This window comes from Anaerobacillus alkalidiazotrophicus (assembly GCF_001866055.1).
The window spans coordinates 619,507-641,971 of sequence record NZ_MLQS01000017.1 but is presented as its reverse complement, the minus strand read 5'-3'; the positions used below and the strand labels follow the sequence as shown (position 1 = coordinate 641,971).

The window sequence follows — 22,465 nt, the reverse complement described above, 5'->3', positions numbered from 1 at the left end:
GGACCTCAGGGTGACACTGGACCTCAAGGCGATACCGGACCTCAAGGACCTCAGGGTGACACTGGACCTCAAGGCGATACCGGACCTCAAGGACCTCAGGGTGACACTGGACCTCAAGGCGACACTGGACCTCAGGGTGACACTGGACCTCAAGGCGACACTGGACCTCAAGGTGACACTGGACCTCAGGGCGACACTGGACCTCAGGGTGACACTGGACCTCAAGGACCTACTGGTTAACCAGAATAATATATCTAAAAAATTAGATACTCATAGTCCTAAAACAATGACTGCTTGTTTCTTGCAAAATAAAAAAGCAGGACTTTGCGAAAATGCAAAGTCCTGCTTTTATTTAATTAAAATGGATTAAGGCTTACTAACGGTGGAAACTATTAGTAATGCACATACTATAATTTCAGTTCACTTGTAAATTAAAACTTATTCACTGTTTTTATTTCCGATTCTAGTCTGAGTTGCTTCATGAATAAGATTATTCAGATATATTGAGAAATGCTGTTCATTTAGTTTATTTACAGGAGTAAGCTGGAAATCTGTATAACCTACATTTGCCATTTCTTTTTCTAAATGGTGCCGAAAAAATTTTATATCCTGATCGGTAAAAAAGGTTTTCCAATTGTTATAGTTGCCAGATCTGTTGGTTCTTTTGAGATGCCCTACATCCCTTGAACTTAATAAAGAAAAACCTAAGTACTTTTCCAAACTACCGATTTTATATTGAATAAAATCCTCATATCTTAAAATATAATGATTTGTTGATAGCTTTTGTAAAAAATTATAATAATCTTTGAAAAAAAGAATCTGGTATTGCAAAAAATTTCGGTTGCTGATCTCTACAACCTTTTCATTCAATTGAACAGCTGAAATGGACCCAGGATTAATTTCTTTTTGTTTGACAAGCTCCTGCCACTCTTTGATATGAGATAACTTCGGTTCTTTTACTGTTCTAATATAATTAAAGATCCAGTACATCAATGAAGAAATAAACTCATCTCGAGGATCGCGTATAATAAAAATAATTTTATCAAATTTAAAAGGATAATCATTATTTATCACTTTCTGCAATATGTCTTTAGTGTACTGTTCATACAAGACCTTTACTACGTTTAATTTATTCCCATTTTCTGGAGGGTATGATAAAAAAAACCTTTCATTTGATGGCTCTAAATAATAAGAAGCATTAGGTATAGAGTTTTGTATATTTTTTGAAATCACTGTAGTACCAGTTTTCGGTTTGCCAACTACTAGAATATTCATTCCTTCTTTTAAATCCACTATTTTTCACCCCAACCCCTAAAATATTTTAAATTATTGATTGATGGTTCGGAAATATGGGATAATTTCGATTTCACAATAATCTCGGAATCAAAAATACCGCTTTACGAGAAAGGTATAATAGCAATTTAATATCCTGATTGCTACAAAAATTCACTTAAAATTAATATTACCCTCTACCCTTGTTTCCATAGAAATAAGGGGGTTTTTATTTTCATGTCCTGTTAAGGGCTTATATTTATCAAATGGTATAAATATTCTAAATGATTTGGTTATCCTGTTTTAAAGCAACACAGGTCTCAAAGCTAGATTTTTAGTCTAACGTTTTTAATATCATTTCAATTCGCTTGATATCTTCTACAAATTGATGATAGTCCTTCACACGTTCACGATAAGAGTGAAGAGCAGTTTTGAATAACTCGTTCGTTTCAAGAAAACCTTCTTTTCGCGAGGCAATTATAATATCCAACCATTCACTAAAAGCATGTAGTCCCATTGTATTGTTATTTTGATTGGGATGTAATCGAAAATAACTAAGTGCTTCCGGAATATAGACTGCTTTTCCCTTGGATAGCAATGACAACCAGGCAGCTAGATCATTGATCAGAGAATACTGTTTCCCTTTGTAAACTCCATATCGTTCGGTAAGGTCTTTTTTTCTAAATAACACCGTTGTCGGTTCACCGATAACATTAAGACAACGAGTTAATGCAATATTCCCCAACACCTTTCCGTCAAATACCCTAGTTTCTTCATATAGCCTAGCCGTAGCACGGATAGGAGAAAGAAAATGACCTGATTCATCGATGGTTTGTCGATAAGAAGTGACAAGTGTAATATTTTCGAATTCATTAAAAAAATAGATCATTTTTGCGATTTTTTCTTTTTGAAACACGTCATCATCCATCAAGTAATTGATATATTCTCCTGATGCAAGATCAAAGCATTTGTGCCAATTTTCAAGAAATAAATTCCGTTCATTTTTATAATATTTGATTTGAGGAAATGAATGTAAGTAAGGATCAAGCATTTCTTGTACTCGATTATCTGTACTATCATCACAGATGATGATTTCAATATTTTCGTAGGTTTGTTCCAATACACTGTCGATGGCTATTTTTAGAGTATGCGGTCGGTTATACGCAGGTATGACGATGCTAACCAATGGAAGTCCCACTAGCTCCCCTCCTTCTCGAAAAATGTTTAGTTGTATATAAGGATATATGATTTTCCTTAGAAATGGATCCCCACTCCAGCACATACAACCTTAACTTGATTTTGTAACGAAATGATATCTGGCAGATCTCCTAAAACTGGAACATCATCTATTATCTGCCCTTTTAAATCAGGTCGTTCATTCAGAAATCCGACTACTTCAATTCCGATTTGATCACAAAGGAAGGACTTCACGACCGTGACCACCACATCCCCAAATCCTAGCTCCTTTATGATAAAACCATCCCTTCTACAATCAAACAAACATCTTGATTGGTCATTTCTTCCCATAGAGGCAGACTCAAAATTCGGCTGGATATCCTCTCCGTAACTTTTAAGTCTGTATTAGGATACCTTATAAAAAGGGGTTGCTGATGGCAAGGTGGAGAAAAATAAGTTCGGGCTTCGATGTTTTGATTCGAAAGAGCATGAATGACGTCAACATTTTGTCGACCTTCTGGGCAACAAATAGGCATAAATTGATAAGGGATTTCCCCTTCAGATTTTTGAATTGTCCAGCCCTTACCAAAGAAATTTTTTTGATGAAGTTGTTCGAGGTACCAAGAATGAACTTGCTGCCTTGCTTTTATTTTTTGCACAAAAACATCCAAAGTAGATAAGGCGATTGCTGCATTGTATTCGGACATTTTCCCATTTAAACCCGGCAAGGTAGTTTCTCTGCTCGCAGAAAAACCAAAATTCTCAGCTTGACGAATCTTGGATATTAAATCCTTGTTTGCACTGTAAACTAACCCTCCTTCACCAACTCCAAACGATTTGGTAGCGTGAAAGCTAAACACTACACAACCTGGAAATCCCCTTCCAAAATGATTTTGACTTCCCGTCACACCAAAGCTGGCAGCAGCATCTACAACCACTGGTACCCCAGACTCGTTAACCTGTCGATAGAAGTCGAGGTCCATATTTGTACCAAACGCAGCATATGGAATGACAGTGGCTACTTGATCCCCAAGTATTTGTAGCCACTCACAAAGGAGCTTCTCATCCATGCACCAGTCATCCGGACGAATATCTACGAAAAAAGGTTCTAAGCCACACCATAAAGCCGCAAGGGGGGTGGCTGCAAACGTAAAGCTTGGCATTAAGGCATATTTCCCCTTTGGTCGTTTACATTGCGAAATAGCTAATATCAAGCCGATGGTAGCATTGTTGACTGTTGTAACAGCTCCTATGTTATCAAAGTATTCATCCAATACTCGATGTTCAAAGCGTGTATTAAGGGGGCCGAAATTACTGTATATTCGTGATGCTTCTATCTCAGATATATATGGAGTCAACGCTTCTTGCTTTACCAGATTAGGCCGTAAAAATGGAATTTTCATCATGATTGAACGATTTGTCAACTCCTTTCTTTACCCTAAAACATATGGCTATTGATCTGGTAATAGAACCCAACCAATGAAATATCTATTGATCTTACTTGAAAATTTGATGAATACTTTAACTACTCTTTCTCATATTTATCTATAAAAAGGAGTGAGGATGATAAAGAAAATGAATAAGAGTCGTGAAGACTATAAATTAACACTAATTTATAATTGATCGCATTTATTAAAAAGGAGGAAGAAAATGTCACCGAATAAAACTCCACTTTTAACAACTCATCTATTTGTTTCAAGGAAGAAATCATGGGATGGATTGAAAGATATGATCGGCAGACTGGATGAAAGCGGAATAACAGTAAAGTTATATGAAACTGATGATGAATTATTGGGTATAAACCCCAAAAATCCTCACATCTACCTTTCATTGGGAACGGAGTGGGAAGAATTTCGAACACTAAATGCGTTACCACTTCACGAGAGAAAACGTTGGTTGCATTACAATTCTCCAGCAGAGATTCAACCCTCGAAATTATTTTACTGCTGGCTCAAACGTACCGATCCTCTCCCTGAAAACAAAACCATTCTCTCTACTCGATTTTCTTCAGATACTCCCTTAGTATCCGTTTTCACAGCTAGCTGCAAATCTCAAAAAAAAATTCAGCGACCTTATCGTTCCCTATTGAATCAGACCTACCCCAATTGGGAATGGGTGATTGTAGATGATTCCGGTGATGAAGATGAAACCTACAACCAATTTTTGCTGCCTCTAGACGATTCCCGTGTAAGGAGGTATCGTCAAGATTTTGGCAATGGCTACATAGGTGCCATCAAACGGTATGCAGCAGGTCTATGTACAGGAGAGATTTTAGTTGAAGTAGATCATGATGACGAGCTAACCCCTGACTGTCTGGAGAAAATCGTCCATGCATTTCAACAACATCCTGAGTGCGGCTTTGCTTATGGGGATTGTGCTGAAGTTTATGCAGGAAACAATCATTCTCATTGGTATGGCTGGGATTGCGGGTTTGGATACAGTATTTATTATCGAGTCTGGGTCCACCAAATGAACCGGCGACAAAATGTGCTGAAACAAACGGCGATCAACGGGAATACCATCCGTCATTTGGTCGGTTTACCAAATCATCCTCGTGCGTGGACGAGGGATTGTTACCATCTGATTGGAGGCCATCGCGAAGAACTGTTGGTTGCAGACGATTACGACATGCTAATTCGGACGTTTCTTTGTACTAAGTACGTAGCGATTCCGGATTTGCTCTATATCCAATATCGGAATGAAAATGGAAATAACTCCACTTTTCATAGAAATAAACAGATTCAAATCCTCGTAAGAGAACTAAAAAATTATTATCATAGGAGAATCTATACGCGAGTGAAAGAACTGGGTTTACCTGAGCAAGTCCCATATGGACGTGTGTGGGAGACAACCACAGATCATCCTGCGCGGAAATCTGCTCATATTATTCATGAAGATTCTACGAAAGTATCGATCCTGTTTCCTATTCCCCACTCCGATCCTGCAAAAAAGCATGCCCAATTGTTTAAGACTCTTCAAAGGGGCATAGAAACCAACTTTAAGGAGATCGAAGTAGTAGTTGTAGGCCGTATTCCTGCAGAAATCGAGAACTATGCATCGATAGCACCCATGGGAGCTATCCGATGGTGGCCTATGGAGCCAAATGACTCAATGGAAACGTGTATCCAATATGCCAAATTTTGCGCTTCGTGTTCTGAAAAAGTCGTTGTGTTGCCGTGAAACTCTATAAGAATATAAGAGTTTTGCTGCTATTGGATGTGGCTAACAAAAATTACTTAAACTATGACTATTTCATCTAAATAGCAAAATGCGTTAGGAAAATTGAGTAGTAAATAAAGAGTCTGTTTTCGATCCAAACAGACTCTTTTATAAATGTCGCTGCTCCAGTATCATTTCTTGAAATCATGTCTTCGGTTGGGTTGGAAACTCCCGCTGCAAGTACGCTGGTAGATTTAACTGTCGAAATAGATGGTGTCGAACAAGGACTAACTGACGTGTTTATTGAGCCCCCGGATTCACAGCAAGTGACATTCCACTCAATTATTGAAAATCTTCCAGTAGGTCATCACGTTATCCAATTGTTTGGTTCAGCAACCACAGATAGTGGTGTTGATGGTCCCGTGACAATGTCCGGATGGGTGCTTGCCTAATCTCATAAATAAAATAAACCACCGACTTACTGTGTGCGTCCCCTAATTATATGAAGGGAATTAGACGTAATTTGCCATTGTGAATGGCGAAGACGAACCAAAAATTTAGTATTCCTAATCAATCGTGCCAGATCGTATTTGGCTCAAAACCAGCAACTGAACGAAAAACGTAATCTGCCCAAAAAAAGGAAAACGGACTGACTCCAAAGGTCGGTCCGTTTAATGTTGATGCAGCAACGATTCGGGGAATAAGCCGCCACATCTGAATTCGTAGTTTAGCGTTTCTTTTGATTATAGGAAGAATAATGGAACGTTTAATTTAAAACTTATTTTCTATTAACTGTTTATTGTATAATATACTCTTATCCTGCGGTCGATACTCTCTTGCAATTTCATTGTGTTCATATGCTTTTTCATAGTTTCCTAAATAGTAATAACAAACACATAGGTTAAGATGTGGTATCCAAGTGGTATATGCTTCATTAAAAAAGCCCCAATTATCTTTAGGTCTTTCATATTTAGTTGCTAGTTCATACCAAAATTTTGCAGCCTTGTAATTGCGATCTTTCTTAAGTAAATTACCTAAACGGCAACATATTTCAGGACGAGGGGAGTCATATTCAAAAGATTTAAAAATCGCTTCTTTTTGTTTTTTCACATCTCCAATTTTCCCATAACAATCGCCCAGCTTCCCACAAGCTGCAATTTTATCCTCTCTCCACCCGCCTTTCATGTTCAGAAAAATATTGAAGTTTTCAATTGCTTTTTCATGGAAGCCATTTTCCATAAGCTCCTTAGCATAATAATAGTAATCACGAGGCGAAAACACATCTCCCTTTGCTATTCTTTTTTCATAGATTGCTAAATTTCTTCCACTTGAATGATGAATTCGTTTATGGGATACACAAATATCTGTATCCAAAATTTCCCCGTTCACTTGTAAATAAACATGACAATCACCATACCATTGGAAATTCTTGCTTCTTTTTACCAATCTATTTCTCCGAAAACTTAGTGTTACATTTCCATATTTATCAAATCCATAATTATAAATCATGGATACTGAGTCAATCGAAGGATCTAGAGTGTTTTTTAATTCTAATAATTTTTGTTGATCTTCTGGAAGTAATACATCATCTGCGTCAAGCCATAAAATATACTCCATTGTTGCGTGGCTGAATGAATAATTTCGTGCAGCTGCAAAATCACCAACCCATTCAAAATCGTAAATTTTATCCGTAAATTCTTTTGCGATCTCTTTAGAACGATCCGTTGACCCAGTATCAACAATTATCATTTCATCGGCTATGTCTTTTGCTGAATTTAAACAATTCCATAATGTTGCTTCCTCATCTTTAACGATCATACACAAACTGATAGTAATCATTAAAACACCTCTTTTTTATCAACATAGATTTTTGGAAATTGAAAATGTCCAACACCATGCTCTGAATTTGCCTATGGACGGATCTTTTATACATTGACGAAGGATAACTCTCCTCTCTTTCCTAGAGTAAAACGTGATAGTAAGGAATAGTATAAATGTCATGCTTTACGTACTTAGGTCGAGCGTTGTATCAAACGACAAAAAAATTGATAAGGGGACGTAGTTCAAGACATTGGAATATTCGATCGTATTTCATCGGCATGTGCCACCATGCCAATGCGTGGTTCAAGGAAGTAGAAAAAGTAAATTTCGCAAATTTACTTTCAACCATTAAAAATCTGCTGTCCTTATACAGAGCCAAGACTCTATCTTAAAGTACATATTTTAAAAATCCATTATTTGTGATTTATTTGATATGCCCTTTTTTAAAAATGACTTTGAAAATTCCAATTTATCCTCTAGAGACCTGCTTTCCTCCCCCAATAGACCCAGATTTATTTGATTAATTTTCAAGTCTCTATTTTTTATTTTATAATTCAATAATTCAATTCTCTTTTGAAAATAATTCTGAATAGTTTCTTGTATAATAAGTAGAAGAAATAAGCTCATTTAAAAATAGATAATTTAAGACATTTCATTTAACAAATTATGTAGATATTTCTGAAGTATTCCAGTATCAATCGTCCAATCTGCAACGTTTTCTGGGAGTGTTACATCAACAGTTTCTCCAGTAAAATAATGCAATTTTCCTTTGTTCAATGTATTAATTAATACGTCACTTAATTTAAAAAAATTACTAGGAGTAAGAATCAGTTTTATTGTAGGGTTGTTTTGGAAGACACAATTATACATTGCAGAGCCTGAAGGTCCAGCAATCATCTCTGCATTTCTAAAAAAGTTAATTTGTTGCTTAATAGTTAATTCTTGAGGGTGAATAATCATAAAACCGTGTGAAGCAAACAGCTGTTCAACTGCAAGTTCATTGCGTAATATTCTTCTTTTCTTATTTAATTTTGACCTTGAAACATAAATTTTTTTAGGACCGAGACCATCATCGTAGTAATCAGCTATTTTTTGCCAAATAGAAGAAGCGAATGTAGATGCATATTTTCTCAAAACAAATGATTGAACCGGAATATGAAGTCGTTCACATTTAGTCGGGTGATGTAAATAAACAATTTGTTTTGACCTTATTCCCAGTGCTCTTAAAAGATCAAGTTGCCACCGCTTTCGATCATGTGGATTCATCAAAATTTTATACTGACTAATATCTAAATATTGTGTAATCCAAAGCCTCGATATAACCTCTAACAAAAAATGACCGAAACCGTTTGAGTTTTCTCCACTCAAAAAAATACTATCGCCAGGCACGAAGATTTGCTTAGTTAGCTTATTTTTTATTAGAAAGCTATTAGTAATTCTATTATATTGTAATGATCGGTGCGGTGGATCTAGATCATAATTTCGAAAAGTGTCCGGTAAAATGTATTTATCTCCATACGTTATAATTTGGTTTTTAATACATATTCCATCATTTATTCTTGCAAGATAAAATTCATTTGTTGTACAACTAGTGGGAATAAAATCCTTTGCGACCGGTGCATTAGACGGAGGTATGACAGTTATTTTTTCTGGTTGTTCGATTAGATAAAAGTGATTTTTTTTGGTAAACTGATTTTCTAAATCTTTAAAATTTTTCACTTCGCATATATTACGATAATCAACTAATTTCAAGTTCCTTAATGTTCTAATCTGTTCCATAATAACTCCTTTTTGTAAAATATATAGAAAGATAGAAAGAAGTTAAATGAACTTTTTCGTTCTATACTTTATTTTCGAAATCCCCAATTTAACGGTGCACCTTGTTTTAACATAGTAGCTTCTGCCTTATTCAATTGGATTATTTTGGAGGTTAGTAATTTTAGTCTCTTTAAAATATTTATTTCAATTAAGTGCAATTGATTTTCCATACTTAAATAATATGCTGAACCGATCAGGAAAACAAAATTATCTGGAATAACCGAATGAGGTCTGATGATTGCCTCTAATGGGTTCCCGGTTGTAATTTCTGAAAGCAAACCGTTAGTAACAGGAATAATTTCACTAGTTTTAAACCCAAATCTTTTAAACGCTTGCTGCTGTACCAATCGTTTTTGATTATTTTCTATATAGTAAATTTGAGAATTATTTGTTCCTTTTACAAGTCTATTGTTAGGAAACAACTGCGAATTTGAAAACACTGATTGATCAACCTCTTGTCCTAACGTATATTTAAACAGTAATGGATCAGTAATCTCGACAATTTTACCCTTATCATACTTTAATGCGGTAAACATTTGCGGTGTAATTTTACGCCTTTTTTTCTGATCAATGATAAAAATTTCCGACGATACCGCTTGAACAATTGTTCCATTTGGTAGTACATTTGGTAAATGTCTATTCAAAAATTGAAAACATTGCGGTGATTTAATCGTTTGATCTAACATATCAGATATAGGATAAAATGGTTGAAACTCATTTAAGCGCATCCAAAATACTGCATCCCCGTTATGCCAACACTCTGGCTGATCATCCCAGTAGCTATTATATTTTTTAAACACTTGTTCAGCAATTCTTCTCGTATGCATCACAGAGCAATGATCAACAATATTAGCAGCTTTCCTTAAAATTCTTGAAGCATTTCTCTTACGCTCTGCAACCATTTTTAATTGTTCATTTAAAATTTGTACCTTTTGACTTGAATAGACGATATCAATGGAAGGTCGTTTATCTAAAAATTCCGACATCAACTGTAAACGCCTTGGAAAATAAACAGTATCATCCGTTAAATAGGTTAAGTACTTTCCCTTAGTCATTGGAATCGCTTCGTTAATTAGTGTGGCGTATCTCGTTGTTTTATAACGTTCCTCATTCTTTACACCACTGTTTACATAATGAATACGTCGGTCGTTTAAATAGGAACTTATTACAGCTATCGTTTCTTTATTAGAGGCATCATCCATAATAAACAATTCCCAGTCTTTCAATGTTTGATTAATCACACTTTCAATCGTTTTTCCAATTAAGTTTGGTCGATTGTAGCTAGTTAGTATAACCGATACTTTTGGCGGCATTGACCTACTCTCCCCTTGTTAACTTTAAACCATTTCGAATGTTGACAGACAAAGTTTTCTATTCATATTCATGCATACATTTTATATATACTTTTTATTCATAAACAGTTAACTACAGTCGTTAGTTAAGATTTAATTCTTATCTATGATTTTTCCTCCAATCAAAACCAATACTGTGATCATTATATGGAATTCGTTTCTCATCTGGAGGCGAATGTTTTCTCAAATCATGTAAAACAACTTGAGCATTACCAACAGGAAAGTACCAAAGATCATCTTGATGGCCTGATAATGAAAGGCTTTAATAACCCCTGGATAACTCATTGAATTGATGCTTGAGCAAAGGTTTCTAACATTCCTTCACTATCACGAATAATTCCCGCCAAAAAACCACGATTATCACAGTGCTTCGTGATACGCTTCCCTTAACCCCTTCAATCATGAAGATAACTCTTACCTTCTTATAAATTCTTGTACTGCGCTTTGCTAAGGTCGTAAAGGTTTAATTCCTTCATTTATTAGTGCTTCGTTACTCATGATAGAAAACTTCGGTCTTTCACTGATTGCACCGTATTCTTTTGTACTTACTGGTTTAACAAGGGAAGGATCGTACCCAGATTCTAAAAATATAAATCTCGCAAACTCAAACCAGCTACAAGCGCCCAAATTACTGACATGATAAATCCCGTCATTAAGAGAGAACTGATTTTCCATGAAAACTATAAAACTCGTGAGCAAGCAAAACGAAGTATTTTTGAATACATTGTCAGCTTTTATAACTACAAAAGAATTCATTCTGCAAATAGTCATCTGTCACCGATTGCCTATTAAAAAAGTATTTTAAAAGCTTAAAAGTAAAGCCAGTTGCGTAGATATTGTCCACTCTATCAAGTTAAGGGTTACGTCCCTTAATTTGATAGAATGGCCAGCAAGCAAATCGCGCTAGTTTGAAGAAAATCTCTATTTTATGTGTCCATTATTTGACATAGTATCCCTCCTACTAGATGTTAATCCTTTTCTAACTCTACTTTCACCCAAATTTTATTACCTTCTTCATCGATGAAATAGGCATTCTTATATATACCATGGGATAAAGCACGTAATAAATTAATAGCCTCTTTTAAAGTTGTACTTTTATTCAAGTCCAAATGACACAAGTCATTAAAATCTGATTTATAATTAACGTTTCCTTCGAATTTAGGAGTAAATGCTTTATATTTCTTCTCTAAAATATTAGATAAGTGTTTTTCTATAAGTTCTAACTCCACTTCTAAGATTCTTTTATACACGGATTCAGAAGTATCCCAAGAGGAAATATCAATCTTTTTTTGCACAATAATTTGACCATGATCTAAATGCTCATCCATTTCATGAATTGTTACTCCTGCAGGTAAATCATTTAATATACTAAAAACTTGAGGAAACCACCCTCTATTATAAGGGTTATACCCCGGATGAATATTGATACATCTTATATTTTCAACAAGTTTTTTTGGAAATAACTGCTTACAATGTAATGATATAACAAGTTCATAAGTGTTTATTATACACTCAAGCTCTTCTTTCACATTAACAGGTTTAAAATCATCGCTTCGTTCATACTTAATTTTAAGGGCAGAGTTGTTATTCGAATATCTAAAATCAAAACTTTCAAACTCCAAGTTAACTTTTCGAATAATCCGCAAAAAATTTTTATACAAAAACTCGTTATCCGTAACAATTAGAGTTTTCATTCACCTCACCTCTTCAAAAATATTTTTCCATATCTGCACCAAATATTGGTCATTAAAAAGTCTTTTCTATCCTTGGTCTGTTTGGAGCTTCTTTTTAAAATCACTAAAATTAATCTTCTCTATATCTAATGTATTATAAACCTGAATTATTCAAAGAAAATCATTAATCGATCATTAATGCCAATCTAATAAGCTTTTTTGTTAAATAGTTTTTCACTTAAAAAATGAAAAAAGAATTGGTGATGTTGTTTTTAGATTTCTTAAAAGATGTTCGATAAAATTTAATCCAATAAAACCAGCCCCACCTGTAATTAATAGCTCTTGCCTCAATACTGCAACTCCCTTCCTTTTTCAGTATTTAACCAATCATAAATAAAAGAATTGGCCTGATAATAAGATTGCCACGTTCCTGCATCTATCCACCAGCCTTTCAAAATATCGAATTGCAATTGTTCTTCACTAGCATACAGATTGTTAACATCTGAAATTTCTAGCTCACCACGTTCTGATACTTGGATCCAGTCAATTAATTCAAAAACACTATCATCGTACATGTATATACCAGTGACACAATAAGGAGAAATGACTGATTTTGGCTTTTCAACGATGGATGAAATCACGTTATTTTTTTCATTTAATAAAGCTGCACCAAACCGAGTCGTATCACCAACTTCTTTTAATAAAACGCGTGCACCTCTTTCCTGGTTTTTAAATGATTGAATGTAGGGACTAAGGGAATCTTCAAAAATGTTATCTCCTAAAATCACAAGAAACTTTTCATCTTTTACAAACGGTTTTGCATATGAAACAGCATCAGCTATTCCTTTTGCACCTTCTTGTACCTTATAATTTAGATTTACCTCTAGATCTTCCCCTAACCCCAATAACTGAATGAACGAGCTTAAATGCTCCCGATTAGTTAAAATTAAAATGTCTTTGATCCCTGCTTCTTTTAATTTAAATATCGACCAAAAAATCATCGGGTTAGGTCCCACTGGAAGAAGATGTTTATTCATAATTTTCGTTATCGGACTTAAACGAGAACCTGTTCCTCCTGCAAGAATAACTCCTTTCATTTTTTCACCCACCTAGTTTTCTTTTAATCTTCTACTAACTTTCCAAGAATTGTTTCGAGAAAAGAAGCTGCTCCTGCAACCGCAAAAATAAGAATGAATGGATACATGATAAATGGGTACCAAAGATATCCTAAAACGATGACTAACGAGCACCAAAATCCTGTACACCAATAGCAACTTAATAGCTCTCCAAAAAACTTTTTAATCCCTGTGCCTTTTGGTTGAATATATGATGCGACAGTTCCATCTGGTAATGTTTCTTCAACAACTTCAAGAAATGGACTACGAAGAAATTGTGTGATCGTATCAAAGACAATTAATCTAGTAAGGCGAAAGCTTGCTAAGATTATTAATAATAATTCAAGCCAACTTACACTCATATTTATCACCTTCTCTTTCAGAAAACTTTTTTTACGTAAGGCTTTAATCTTTTAACAAGTCCATCTCTTTACTTAAATGAATACTCTTTTTTAGCATATGAAAGAAATTTAAGAATGAAACATCATTTTATAAAAACTAAAACATAAACCATGTCCTTTTTCGATTAAGTCGCTGTATTATCCTTCTCTTAATAAACAGTACTACCAACTTCGTACAAGCTAAATTTTTATTCTTTATAAAATGTACTTAAGAAAAGCGCAAGCGCCTTGGTCACGAGCAGCTGCTCCTGTGCCACTCCGTTTGCTCGTCGCAAAGCAGCTTCGAAGTAATCCAAGCAGTAGCTTCACTGGGGCGGCCTTTGACAGAAGCCGCTCTTTGGCTTCTTACGTTTACGTGCTTCTGCGTCTTCTAGTATAGCTTCGTAGCAAGCTTCCTCGAAGCAAAGCTGCATGAAGCTAATCTACGAAGGATCTCAAGCAGTAATCGAAATCCGTTGCTTGACTGAAGTGACCGAGCTCGTAGGCGCTGAAGCTAGACAGTTTCCAAGTTAGAAATTTATAAATTCTGATACTACAAGAAAAGCGCAAGGCGCCCGCGTATCGGCGACAAACACTGGAAGACCAGCTCGTAACGGTCGGGTTTTTGACCGAAATCTATGTGCTTCTGCGTCTTCTAGCATAGCTTCGTAGCAAGCTTCCTCGAAGCAAAACTGCATGAGGCTAATCGACGAAGGATCTCAAGCAGTAATTGAAGTCCGTTGCTTGTCTGAAGTGATCGAGCCGATGGCGCCTGGAGCTAGACAGTTTCCAAGTTAGAAATTTATAAATTCTGATTATGCAAAGAAAGGTTGTTGAGAAAAATTCACTCAACAACCTTATAAGACATTTATCTATTTCATTACCAAACGTAAGCAGTTCCAATAATAACTAGTAGGATAAACAGCACTAAAACAAGCGCATATCCTGAAGTTTTATGCATGATTCTCACCTCCAACCTAGTGTAGAGGCCGGCCTCCTACTACTATATGTATGTAAAAAGACTAATTTTGTTTGTACTTGACCTTATTTTTTTATTAAAACTAAAAGATTTGGGCACTATTTTTATCTCCCATTGACTTTCCACAAAATGGAAATACTTGGAATGTCCTACATTAAACCTCAAGACTTTTATGATTTAAAGAGGTAATAAATTTGGTTATTAAAGTCCTGACAGGTAAACAATTTACTTTCAGACAGCAAAAAAATACCCTACCAATAGTTGGTGGGCAACTTCTCATTTATTTACTAGATTTTGAATAATCTGAGCTAACTCTCCTCTTGTCACATGTTGATTAGGACGGAATGTACCTTCTTCAAACCCTTTCATAATTCCTTTGTCATGAACGAACTTTATCGCTTCATAGGCTGAATGATTACTAGGTACATCTTTAAACAGACTATTATCAGAACTTTTCTTTTTCAACACTTCCGCTAACTTCCCTAGCGTTTTAGGGCCAGCGATACCATCTACTGTTAATCCATGCTTTTGTTGGAATGACCTGACTGCTGCTTCTGTTTCTGCTCCAAAATCTCCGTCTGCTCCAAACCTTGGTAACTCTTCTCCGGCTTTTAGTAAGTCATTTTGCAGCTTTCTTACTTCTTCTCCTTTGTCTCCGTTACGAAGGATTAAACCTCCTATATTTGGGGAGGATACAGCCCCTTTATCTGTGCTGTTACTCAACAATTCCGCTAACTTACCTAACGTCTTCGGACCTGCTATTCCATCGACCGTTAACCCTAGCTTTTGTTGGAACGACCTGACTGCCGCCTCTGTTTCTGATCCAAAGTCTCCGTCTGCTCCAAACCTTGGTAACTCTTCTCCTGCTTTTAGTAAGTCATTTTGCAACTTTCTTACTTCTTCTCCTTTGTCTCCCTGGCGTAGGATTAGTCCTCCAGGATTAGGGGAGGATACGGGGCCTTTATTTGAGCTACTTCTCAACACTTCCGCTAACTTTCCTAACGTCTTAGGACCAGCGATACCATCTACTTTTAATCCATGCTTTTGCTGGAAAGACCTTACGGCTGCCTCTGTTTCTGATCCAAAGTCTCCATCTGCTCCAAACCTTGGTAACTCTTCTCCTGCTTTTAGTAAGTCATTTTGCAGCTTTCTTACTTCTTCTCCTTTGCTACCTAGGCGGAGTATATGTCCACCAGTACTTGTTGATGGAGTGGACCCTTTTGCTGAACTGTTTCTCAATTCATTTCTAATTTTATTCATATCAATTCCCGGACATTGTGTACTTTGATTTGCAAATTCACGATGACCTAATACGTCATTCACAGTAAGATTAAAGCGATTTATTGCAATATTTGCTCGTTCTTGCCATACTTTTTCTTGAAGTTCAGTAAATGAGCCATTACCTACCATTGCGATATGATACGTTGTACTGTTATGTCCACCTACACCATTGGTAATGACAGTTGGATCATAACAAAGTTGCACTGTTCCATCTTGAAGAATGATTTCATGATAACCACCAGTAGACCAACCTAGACCTCTCCAACGATTATTCCAAAAACTCCAGAAATCTCCACCAGTAGTTGCAGTATGGTGTCTGGCAATCTTCGTTATCCTTGATATATCACGACGGTTAGAGCCTTTTGGTGTTTGATTACGAATATCTTGAATGTTCGCCATCCCCTCGACTCTCCTTTACCTATTATTCTTAAATATTGGTAAAATTTGATACATGAGTGAATTTCATAATAACCTAAATGGAGCTGCATAAGTCTAAATGTTGTTGGAAACGGTCTTCATCCAACAACATTTAGTATCAGAGTAACGAAAATAAACAATTATGAAATTCATTAACATACTCTTTTTTTATAATATTTTTATGATCTTAGAATGGTGAGCACAAGTTGATCCTAATTTTAGTTAGACAGTTTAGCTTGCGCAACAATAATTGATTTCCTTTATTTATAGCTTCGAGAAATCCCTAATTTTTAGATGAACTTCATTTACAAATATTACACATTACAATATTTTATATAGTAGAAATTCACAAAATTGAATAAACAAAAAAAGTCTGCAACTTACGAACAATCGTAAATCACAGACTTTTATTAATTCAAAATTTTACTCATTTTTCATTAAGCCAATAACATTATATCCACCATCAACGTGAAGGATCTCTCCAGTTATTCCTCTAGATAAATCACTCATTAAGAATAGAGCAGCGTCTCCTACTTCTTCTTGTGTCACCGTTCTTCTTAACGGAGCATTTTCTTCAAACTCTTCCACAACTTTATTGAAGTCAGAAATCCCTTTTGCTGCTAGCGTACGAATTGGACCAGCAGAAATTGCATTTACACGAATCCCTTCTTGGCCAAGATCATTAGCTAAATATTTCACACTAGCATCTAATGACGCTTTAGCAACACCCATTACATTGTAATGCTTAACTACGCGCTCTCCACCTAAATATGTAAGTGTAATGATGCTTCCGCCTTCTGTCATAAGCTCACGAGCAGCCTTAGTTACAGCTGTTAAAGAGTAAGCACTAATATTTTGAGCAAGTAAAAAGCCTTCTCGTGTAGTAGCTAAATATTCTCCACCTAACTCGTCTTTATTAGCAAATGCGATACAGTGGGCAATACCATGAATAACGCCTACTTCTTCTTTAATTGTGTTAAATGTTGCATCTATTTCTTCATCGCTTGAGATATCACATGATAAAACTAGATGATCTTCTCGCTCTAATGTTGCAACTAAATCCTTCACATTTTTTTCAAGTCTTTCTCCTGCATATGTAAAAATAAGTCTAGCTCCTGCTTTTGATAACGATTGAGCTATTCCCCAGGCAATACTACGTTTATTCGCAACTCCCATTACGACAAATGTACGATTTTCTAACGATAAGTACATCGAAAGTCCTCCTTTTATTTTAATACAATAAGTTGATATTAGCACTTGGTCCTAATAATTATAGCATGTACCTATAAATAAGCAAGAAGTGTTTTTTCAAGATTACATTACAGTGTTTTCACACTTCTTAAATGAGAAACTAACACTCCCTTACTTTATCTAAATACTGAAAAAGGTAAGAACACTTAAAGTGACTTACCCTTTACTCGTTTCAATATTACGTTTGCTAAAATGGCAATAAGAACATTCATAAATGACATTTTGATTTGATTGAGCAGTTAAAACATTCTCTAGAGCATCTCGTTTTTGACAGCTAGGACAAATAATTACGATTTCCTCCATGTACCATTCACCTCTAGAATATTTTTGCCTATATTAATGATCATATTCTCTATCTGGAAGAAATGTTGTTGGTAAAGTAGTTCCCCTTGAACCTCTAAGATCAACCGTTTCTACTTCTTCAGGAAATATAACAATAAAATTCTCAGACGTTGATTTTGATATTTTCCTTGGTAATTTCTCTAAATACGGATGCCAAGCAACCGTCCCACGACGAGCACTAATGACAATTATTAACTCGTCTTTTTTAAAACGGTGTAAATAGTTTTCTTCCAAGTGCATCCACTTATCTACTGTTTCTAATGTCACATCTACGTCTGGCTTTTGTTCATTAACGAGCTTTCCATAATAGTTTTGATCTCCTTTTACAACTAAACAAAGCAAAGTAGCTCCCAAACGATTTGCCATTAACTTTACAATACGAATACTTTCCTTAAATCCAGGCTTCTTAGAACTTAAATGGGGTAAAATCAAAACAATTCGCTTTGTTGTATTTAAAGGATGAATAAGCTTTGCCACTAACATCATCTGGTTTGTCTGCTCTAAAATTTGATCTAAAATCCCACCTAATATTTTTTGAGGTGTTGAAAGTTTCCCATTCCAACCTACAATTACGGTAGAAATTCTCGTATCTGTCATAGCTCGAATAATTCCTGAGGCTGCATTATAATCAACTCTTGTTAAAAGACGAATTGGTATGTCAGCACCTGCTGCGTACATCACTGCATGACCAAGCATCTTTTCCGCCTCTGCCACTTTTGCTGCTTCGTCTCCCCCATTTTCTCTGACAACTGAGATCGGATACAACGGCTCATTTGATGTCGGAGTTTTAATAATGAATGCCAAATCAAACAGCCCTTCTATTGTTTTTGGATTTGCTAAAGGTATTAATATTCGTTCCGGTGCCTGACTTCGTTCATACGGCTGTTCTTCTTCCGCCTCAGCAATTTTGCGACTATATTTTTCAACTAGATAGGGTCCAATCATACAAGTTACTAAAATCATAATGATAATCCCATTGACAAGAGCTAAGCTAAACAAACCTAATTCGTATCCAACAAGTGTCGCTGCTAAAGTAGCTGCTGCTTGTGGAATTGTTAACCCGTACATTAATTTAACTTCATCCTTTGAATATCGATAAATTTCCCCAGATATCCATGCTGCAGACATTTTTCCAATGTTAACTAAGACAACAATCGAGAAAGCAAAAATTAACGCTTTCGGCTCTTCAAGAAGCACTCGAAAATCCATTAACATTCCAACGGAAAGAAGAAAAAAAGGAATAAATATCGCATTTCCGATAAATTTTATCCGGTTCATTAATGGACCTTGTTCGAAAATTAATCTATTCAACGCTAGCCCCGCTAAGAAAGCACCAATAATCGGTTGAACACCAGCAACAATAGCCAGATAGGCACATACAAACAATACTGACATGACAAAGATATATTCCATCGAACCATGACTACTCATATTACGGAAAAAGAACTTTGCAATGACAGGTACTCCAAATAACACAACAAGTGAAAAAAGAGTTAAAGAAACAATTAGTTGTACCCAAAAAATAATATTTATGTCGCCTTGTTTCATCCCAGCAATAATGGCTAACACTAACAAGGCTAGTGTATCGGTCATAATTAACCCACCAACTGCGGTCGTAACAGCCTTGTTCTTCGCGACTCCAAGACGACTAGCAATGGGATATGCGAGTAACGTATGAGAACCAAGTATTGAACCGAGTAAGATCGCTGCGGGAATAGAATATTCCATCATGATCCCTAGCGCAATTCCTAAGGCAAAAGGTATCGAAAAAGACAATAAACCAAATACTAAGCTTCTATTTCGATATTTTTGAAATCCATCTAAATCTATTTCTAAGCCTGCAATGAAAATGATATATAAAAGTCCGACAGTTCCTAATAATACAATTGTAGGATCTCGATCTAAAATACCTAAACCATTAGGACCAACGAAGATCCCAGCAAAAATAAGTCCAATGATACCTGGAATTCTTAATCGGTTCATAATAATTGGCGCTAATAAAAAAATAACCATAGCCAAGGCAAAAATAAGAACAGGATCAGTAACAGGTAATTCTAAAGTAAACAACGTATCACAACCTTTTCTTTATTACTAAACCCTATGTTTATGGCAAAAACTTCTACAATCATAAAAGAATGGTATGGCCTTGTCAATAAAAAAGCTATTATCTTTAGAAGTAGTAATATAATTTTCACTTTAAACTTATTATTCCGTAAAGTATAGGTTATTTATAAGACTGATATGCTATAACTATAGAGAACTACATACTATTTTTTAGAAAGATGGGATTACATGTTTGACGTTATTGGTGATATTCATGGCTGTTATGATGAGTTTGAACAATTAACAAAAAAACTAGGATATAGTTGGCATGAAAGCTACCCAGTTCATCCAGAAAACAGAAAATTAGCTTTTGTTGGAGACTTAACCGACCGAGGTCCTCACTCCTTAAAGGTAATCGAAATTGTCTCAAAATTAGTAAAAAAAGATCGAGCGTATTATACTCCTGGTAATCATTGCGATAAATTATACCGATATTTTCTAGGGCGTAAAGTTCAAGAAACCCACGGTTTAGAAACAACTGTAGCTGAAATAAAAGCACTTAATAAAGATCAATATGCATCGATCCGCTCATCATTCATGGAATTATATGAAAATGCTCCTCTTTATCTACTTTTAGATCAACAAAAGCTTGTCATTGCACACGCTGGAATTCGCTCTGACTACATTGGTAGAACTGACAAAAAAGTTAAAACGTTTGTGTTATATGGTGATATTACTGGGGAAAAAAATCCAGACGGTACTCCCGTTCGGAGGGATTGGGCAAAGAAGCATTCAAACAATCAATCTTTCATTGTCTACGGGCACACCCCTGTCAAAAAGCCTCGTCTTATTAATGAAACGATTAATATCGATACAGGCTGCGTTTTCGGTGGGACATTAACAGCATTCCGTTACCCCGAAAAAGAAACGGTTTCTGTTGCTTCTAAACAACCATTTGTACCAGAAAAGTTTCGCACGTTTGATGATTAACTAATCTAGAAAGGAGAAATTAATGAGTAATTCATTAAAAATAGTAATATTAATACTGTCCATTTCTTTATTAACTGCATGTGGTAATGAACCAAACATAACTCCAAACACAGATGAGAGTAGGATCATCATTGATGATGAACTTTCCACTGTATCTTTATATGCTGTAATGAAAAATGAGAACCGTAATAAAGTGGGCCCTCTCTATGCAAAATTTATTATTCATGATGAAACATTACAAGAGGCAATTGGAGCAGAAGTTATTGACTTTACATTGGGAAATGCACAGAAACAGCCTTTTTATATTGATGGTAATGAGGAGTACTTTATTTCTGAATCATTTTTATACGATGCGCAACTAGATGATGATGAACTTATTAATATGGTTGAAGTGGTGATAAGCGATGAAAACGGAATGGAAATGATCCAATTTCTTATTCCAAATGTCAAAAAACATGAAGCGCCTTTTGAATAAGGAATGCGCTTCATGTTTTTCTAACGGCTACAATTCATTTATAAGTTTATTCATATCCTCAGGTGGTTCTACGCTAAAATTTAATTCGCGTTGTAAAAACGGATGAAAAAACTGTAGTTTCCAACTATGTAATGCTTGCCGACTTATTTTTTCTATTGAACCTCCATATAGATCGTCCCCAAGGAGAGGATGGCCAATAGATGCCATATGAACACGAATTTGATGAGTCCTTCCTGTCTCAAGAATTAAACGTACGACCGTTTCCTTCTTAAGGTACCTAATGACTTTAAAATTAGTAACGGCCTCTTGACCATCTTTTCTAACCTCACGTTCAATAATACTGTCCTCTTTGCGACCTATTGGAGCGTTAATTGTGCCGTCTATTCTTTCCATTATGTTATGAACAACGGCCAAATACGTACGTTTTACTTTTCCTAGTTTTTGTTGTCGAGAAAATAAATCATGGGCATATCGATGCTTCGCTATGATAAGTAACCCAGACGTGTCCCGGTCAAGCCGATTTACAGCATGAAAAGTACTTGGAATGTTGTTGACGTCATAATAATATAGAACTCCATTCGCTAATGATCGATTAGGATGATAAATAGACGGTATTGTTGGTAGATTGGGTTGTTTGTTAATAACTAATATGTGCTCATCTTCATAAACAATCGATAAAGGAATTTGCCTTCCTTCCATACCGTCGCTACGTTCTTCAGGGGGGAAAACGACGGTAACCTCATCACCTTCATGCAATAAAGCTCTTACAGTAACCTCTTCATCATTAACACGTAACTCACCATGCTGTTTAACCGCTGTTAACGCTTGTCTAGAAATTTCTTTTACATTTCTTAAATAATCCCTTAAAAGACAATGATGATCTTTATTTTCTACTTTCCATCGCAAAATGATTCCATGCAT

Annotated in this window: 22 protein-coding genes and 2 pseudogenes; 6 read left to right on the top strand and 18 right to left on the bottom strand. The window is 35.6% G+C overall.

Annotation, left to right across the window (positions count from 1 at the left end; genetic code table 11):
- On the top strand, positions 1 to 370 hold a 370-nt coding region (locus BKP45_RS23570; RefSeq protein ID WP_407639596.1), incomplete at its 5' end, for a hypothetical protein.
- A 68-nt stretch (positions 371 to 438) separates the two neighbouring features.
- Here the strand turns inward: BKP45_RS23570 and BKP45_RS13225 are convergent.
- The 4 genes from BKP45_RS13225 to BKP45_RS13215 form a co-directional block, all read right to left on the bottom strand.
- Positions 439 to 1,293: a sulfotransferase domain-containing protein gene (locus tag BKP45_RS13225; RefSeq protein WP_071390128.1), complete on the bottom strand. Its 855-nt coding sequence runs from the start codon at positions 1,291 to 1,293 to the stop codon at positions 439 to 441.
- 313 nt (positions 1,294 to 1,606) lie between these two features.
- Entirely contained in the window at positions 1,607 to 2,470 is an 864-nt protein-coding gene (locus tag BKP45_RS13220; protein WP_071390127.1) for a glycosyltransferase family 2 protein, read from the bottom strand.
- A 56-nt stretch (positions 2,471 to 2,526) separates the two neighbouring features.
- Positions 2,527 to 2,703, bottom strand: a complete 177-nt coding sequence (locus tag BKP45_RS22580) for a nucleoside-diphosphate sugar epimerase/dehydratase (RefSeq protein WP_169824110.1) — start codon at positions 2,701 to 2,703, stop codon at positions 2,527 to 2,529.
- Positions 2,704 to 2,738: 35 nt separating this feature from the next.
- On the bottom strand, positions 2,739 to 3,854 hold the full coding sequence (locus BKP45_RS13215; RefSeq protein WP_071390126.1) for a DegT/DnrJ/EryC1/StrS family aminotransferase: 1,116 nt from the start codon (positions 3,852 to 3,854) through the stop codon (positions 2,739 to 2,741).
- A gap of 244 nt (positions 3,855 to 4,098) precedes the next feature.
- On the opposite strand from BKP45_RS13215, the gene BKP45_RS13210 reads away from it, so the two are divergent.
- Together BKP45_RS13210 and BKP45_RS23340 are read left to right on the top strand one after the other, a co-directional pair.
- Complete coding sequence (locus tag BKP45_RS13210) at positions 4,099 to 5,628, top strand: glycosyltransferase (RefSeq protein WP_071390125.1); 1,530 nt, start codon at positions 4,099 to 4,101, stop codon at positions 5,626 to 5,628.
- 305 nt (positions 5,629 to 5,933) lie between these two features.
- Positions 5,934 to 6,059, top strand: coding sequence for a hypothetical protein (locus BKP45_RS23340; RefSeq protein WP_281243167.1), 126 nt, complete (start codon positions 5,934 to 5,936; stop codon positions 6,057 to 6,059).
- Positions 6,060 to 6,378: 319 nt separating this feature from the next.
- Here BKP45_RS23340 and BKP45_RS13200 read toward each other — a convergent pair whose 3' ends face one another.
- The 5 genes and pseudogenes from BKP45_RS13200 to BKP45_RS22575 all read right to left on the bottom strand — a co-directional run bounded on the left by BKP45_RS13200 (position 6,379) and on the right by BKP45_RS22575 (position 11,273).
- Entirely contained in the window at positions 6,379 to 7,446 is a 1,068-nt protein-coding gene (locus BKP45_RS13200) for a glycosyltransferase (RefSeq protein WP_071390123.1), read from the bottom strand.
- 624 nt (positions 7,447 to 8,070) lie between these two features.
- Positions 8,071 to 9,207 carry a glycosyltransferase family 61 protein gene (locus BKP45_RS13195; protein ID WP_071390122.1) on the bottom strand — a complete coding sequence of 379 codons (1,137 nt, stop codon included), beginning with the start codon at positions 9,205 to 9,207 and terminating at the stop codon, positions 8,071 to 8,073.
- Positions 9,208 to 9,275: 68 nt separating this feature from the next.
- Positions 9,276 to 10,559: a glycosyltransferase family 2 protein gene (locus tag BKP45_RS13190; protein ID WP_071390121.1), complete on the bottom strand. Its 1,284-nt coding sequence runs from the start codon at positions 10,557 to 10,559 to the stop codon at positions 9,276 to 9,278.
- 139 nt (positions 10,560 to 10,698) lie between these two features.
- A pseudogene (locus BKP45_RS23030) lies at positions 10,699 to 11,001 on the bottom strand (dTDP-4-dehydrorhamnose 3,5-epimerase family protein).
- A 44-nt stretch (positions 11,002 to 11,045) separates the two neighbouring features.
- Positions 11,046 to 11,273: a sugar nucleotide-binding protein gene (locus tag BKP45_RS22575; protein WP_084787910.1), complete on the bottom strand. Its 228-nt coding sequence runs from the start codon at positions 11,271 to 11,273 to the stop codon at positions 11,046 to 11,048.
- Here BKP45_RS22575 and BKP45_RS23640 point away from each other — a divergent pair.
- Positions 11,244 to 11,431, top strand: a pseudogene (locus BKP45_RS23640) (IS3 family transposase); the annotation flags it as partial. The gene BKP45_RS22575 and the pseudogene BKP45_RS23640 overlap by 30 nt on opposite strands.
- A 135-nt stretch (positions 11,432 to 11,566) precedes the next feature.
- Here BKP45_RS23640 and BKP45_RS13180 read toward each other — a convergent pair.
- From BKP45_RS13180 to BKP45_RS13155, 8 genes are all read right to left on the bottom strand, one after another.
- Positions 11,567 to 12,292, bottom strand: a complete 726-nt coding sequence (locus BKP45_RS13180; protein ID WP_071390119.1) for a dTDP-4-amino-4,6-dideoxyglucose formyltransferase — start codon at positions 12,290 to 12,292, stop codon at positions 11,567 to 11,569.
- Between the two features lie 326 nt (positions 12,293 to 12,618).
- Complete coding sequence (locus BKP45_RS13175; RefSeq protein ID WP_071390118.1) at positions 12,619 to 13,368, bottom strand: sugar phosphate nucleotidyltransferase; 750 nt, start codon at positions 13,366 to 13,368, stop codon at positions 12,619 to 12,621.
- Between the two features lie 23 nt (positions 13,369 to 13,391).
- Positions 13,392 to 13,748 carry a DUF1360 domain-containing protein gene (locus BKP45_RS13170; protein WP_071390117.1) on the bottom strand — a complete coding sequence of 119 codons (357 nt, stop codon included), beginning with the start codon at positions 13,746 to 13,748 and terminating at the stop codon, positions 13,392 to 13,394.
- Between the two features lie 898 nt (positions 13,749 to 14,646).
- The gene (locus tag BKP45_RS21630) at positions 14,647 to 14,727 is read right to left on the bottom strand and encodes a YjcZ family sporulation protein (protein ID WP_084034865.1); all 81 of its coding nucleotides are present in this window, start codon (positions 14,725 to 14,727) and stop codon (positions 14,647 to 14,649) included.
- 294 nt (positions 14,728 to 15,021) lie between these two features.
- A complete protein-coding gene (locus tag BKP45_RS13165) occupies positions 15,022 to 16,425 on the bottom strand; it encodes a peptidoglycan-binding protein (protein WP_071390116.1) in 1,404 nt (467 codons plus the stop codon).
- Positions 16,426 to 16,866: 441 nt separating this feature from the next.
- Positions 16,867 to 17,655, bottom strand: a complete 789-nt coding sequence (gene fabI / locus BKP45_RS13160; RefSeq protein WP_071390115.1) for an enoyl-ACP reductase FabI — start codon at positions 17,653 to 17,655, stop codon at positions 16,867 to 16,869.
- Between the two features lie 195 nt (positions 17,656 to 17,850).
- Positions 17,851 to 17,997, bottom strand: coding sequence for a hypothetical protein (locus BKP45_RS22565; RefSeq protein WP_169823186.1), 147 nt, complete (start codon positions 17,995 to 17,997; stop codon positions 17,851 to 17,853).
- 33 nt (positions 17,998 to 18,030) lie between these two features.
- Positions 18,031 to 20,103 carry a cation:proton antiporter gene (locus tag BKP45_RS13155; RefSeq protein WP_322788163.1) on the bottom strand — a complete coding sequence of 691 codons (2,073 nt, stop codon included), beginning with the start codon at positions 20,101 to 20,103 and terminating at the stop codon, positions 18,031 to 18,033.
- A gap of 225 nt (positions 20,104 to 20,328) precedes the next feature.
- Here BKP45_RS13155 and prpE point away from each other — a divergent pair, with 225 nt between their 5' ends.
- Both prpE and BKP45_RS13145 read left to right on the top strand, forming a co-directional pair.
- Positions 20,329 to 21,069 (top strand): bis(5'-nucleosyl)-tetraphosphatase PrpE, encoded by a 741-nt coding sequence (gene prpE, locus BKP45_RS13150; protein WP_071390114.1) that lies wholly within the window; start codon positions 20,329 to 20,331, stop codon positions 21,067 to 21,069.
- Between the two features lie 22 nt (positions 21,070 to 21,091).
- Positions 21,092 to 21,544 carry a hypothetical protein gene (locus tag BKP45_RS13145; RefSeq protein WP_071390113.1) on the top strand — a complete coding sequence of 151 codons (453 nt, stop codon included), beginning with the start codon at positions 21,092 to 21,094 and terminating at the stop codon, positions 21,542 to 21,544.
- A 27-nt stretch (positions 21,545 to 21,571) separates the two neighbouring features.
- Here the strand turns inward: BKP45_RS13145 and BKP45_RS13140 are convergent, their stop codons facing one another.
- Positions 21,572 to 22,465, bottom strand: coding sequence for an RluA family pseudouridine synthase (locus BKP45_RS13140; protein ID WP_071390112.1), 894 nt, complete (start codon positions 22,463 to 22,465; stop codon positions 21,572 to 21,574).

What these genes read in the sequence shown, in the direction of transcription:
- BKP45_RS13200 (WP_071390123.1), bottom strand. Translation starts at nt 7,446, where the DNA reads ATGATTACTATCAGTTTGTGTATGATCGTTAAAGATGAGGAAGCAACA.
- fabI (WP_071390115.1), bottom strand. Translation starts at nt 17,655, where the DNA reads ATGTACTTATCGTTAGAAAATCGTACATTTGTCGTAATGGGAGTTGCG.
- BKP45_RS13190 (WP_071390121.1), bottom strand. Translation starts at nt 10,559, where the DNA reads ATGCCGCCAAAAGTATCGGTTATACTAACTAGCTACAATCGACCAAAC.
- BKP45_RS22565 (WP_169823186.1), bottom strand. Translation starts at nt 17,997, where the DNA reads ATGGAGGAAATCGTAATTATTTGTCCTAGCTGTCAAAAACGAGATGCT.
- BKP45_RS13140 (WP_071390112.1), bottom strand. Translation starts at nt 22,465, where the DNA reads ATGCATGGAATCATTTTGCGATGGAAAGTAGAAAATAAAGATCATCAT.
- BKP45_RS13180 (WP_071390119.1), bottom strand. Translation starts at nt 12,292, where the DNA reads ATGAAAACTCTAATTGTTACGGATAACGAGTTTTTGTATAAAAATTTT.
- BKP45_RS21630 (WP_084034865.1), bottom strand. Translation starts at nt 14,727, where the DNA reads ATGCATAAAACTTCAGGATATGCGCTTGTTTTAGTGCTGTTTATCCTA.
- BKP45_RS13165 (WP_071390116.1), bottom strand. Translation starts at nt 16,425, where the DNA reads ATGGCGAACATTCAAGATATTCGTAATCAAACACCAAAAGGCTCTAAC.
- BKP45_RS13215 (WP_071390126.1), bottom strand. Translation starts at nt 3,854, where the DNA reads ATGATGAAAATTCCATTTTTACGGCCTAATCTGGTAAAGCAAGAAGCG.
- BKP45_RS13170 (WP_071390117.1), bottom strand. Translation starts at nt 13,748, where the DNA reads ATGAGTGTAAGTTGGCTTGAATTATTATTAATAATCTTAGCAAGCTTT.
- BKP45_RS13210 (WP_071390125.1), top strand. Translation starts at nt 4,099, where the DNA reads ATGTCACCGAATAAAACTCCACTTTTAACAACTCATCTATTTGTTTCA.
- BKP45_RS13175 (WP_071390118.1), bottom strand. Translation starts at nt 13,368, where the DNA reads ATGAAAGGAGTTATTCTTGCAGGAGGAACAGGTTCTCGTTTAAGTCCG.
- BKP45_RS13145 (WP_071390113.1), top strand. Translation starts at nt 21,092, where the DNA reads ATGAGTAATTCATTAAAAATAGTAATATTAATACTGTCCATTTCTTTA.
- BKP45_RS13195 (WP_071390122.1), bottom strand. Translation starts at nt 9,207, where the DNA reads ATGGAACAGATTAGAACATTAAGGAACTTGAAATTAGTTGATTATCGT.
- BKP45_RS22575 (WP_084787910.1), bottom strand. Translation starts at nt 11,273, where the DNA reads ATGGAAAATCAGTTCTCTCTTAATGACGGGATTTATCATGTCAGTAAT.
- prpE (WP_071390114.1), top strand. Translation starts at nt 20,329, where the DNA reads ATGTTTGACGTTATTGGTGATATTCATGGCTGTTATGATGAGTTTGAA.